The following is an 811-nucleotide window of genomic DNA, read 5'->3' on the forward strand; positions in this document are numbered from 1 at the left end:
GCACGACGAGCCCGCCCGCGGCCACTCGCCGGGCCAGCACCGTGCGAGTCCAGTCGGGGCGCAGCGACGCCGAGACCCGCCTGAACAGGCTTGGGTTCAGCGATGATTCGCCCACGCCGCAACGGTAGGCGCGCCGAGATGCCGGCGGTGCCGGTCAGGAATTGCCTTGTGGATAACCGCTTAGCTCGAGGCGGCCGCGGTGGCCGGCGTCGCGCTGCTGGTCGATTTGTCGCTCGAACCGCCCTTGTCGCCGGACGCGCTCTTGTCGGTGGATCCGGCCTTTTCGCCCGACCCCGAGCTGGAAGCCGCGTCACCGGACGATCCGTTGGTCGAACTCTTCGACTTCCCGTCCGAACGGCTGTCGGTGCGGTAGAAGCCGCTGCCCTTGAACACGACGCCGACGGAATTGAACAGCTTGCGCAGCCGGCCCGAGCACTTCTCGCATGTGGTCAGCGCGTCGTCGGTGAAGGCCTGGACAGCATCGAAGCGGTCGCCGCACTCGGTGCACGCGTAGCTGTAAGTCGGCACAAAAACCTCCGAATCGTCTCGGGCTGCATTAGCACTCTACCGTGTCAAGTGCTAGAACCGCCACGTGATCGCGATCATTCCCGGTGTGGGAGAGCGATCAGGCCCCGGTTGGGCGTGAGCGCGTGCGTCATCGGCACGTCGTGCGGTTCGGCGGGCAGCTCGTCCACGAATTCCGCGTCGCGTAGCAGCGCGATGAGCCGCGCGTGCGGGTTGCGCCCGGCCAGCGAGCGGTCATAAAACCCGCGCCCGCGACCCAGCCGCACGCCCCGGCGGTCGACCGCCA

Annotated in this window: 2 protein-coding genes and 1 pseudogene; all 3 read right to left on the minus strand. The window is 67.9% G+C overall.

The window, feature by feature from the left end; genetic code table 11:
• A pseudogene (locus tag BN4348_RS59030) lies at positions 1-115 on the minus strand (SAF domain-containing protein); the annotation flags it as partial.
• 65 nt (positions 116-180) lie between these two features.
• Complete coding sequence (locus BN4348_RS59035; RefSeq protein ID WP_066917773.1) at positions 181-528, minus strand: FmdB family zinc ribbon protein; 348 nt, start codon at positions 526-528, stop codon at positions 181-183.
• Positions 529-602: 74 nt separating this feature from the next.
• Positions 603-811 (minus strand): 5-formyltetrahydrofolate cyclo-ligase (locus BN4348_RS59040; protein ID WP_328589076.1); only part of this gene is annotated, 209 nt, incomplete at its 5' end.

It is taken from the genome of Mycobacterium interjectum, from assembly GCF_900078675.2.
In the GTDB taxonomy this organism is placed as follows: domain Bacteria; phylum Actinomycetota; class Actinomycetes; order Mycobacteriales; family Mycobacteriaceae; genus Mycobacterium; species Mycobacterium interjectum.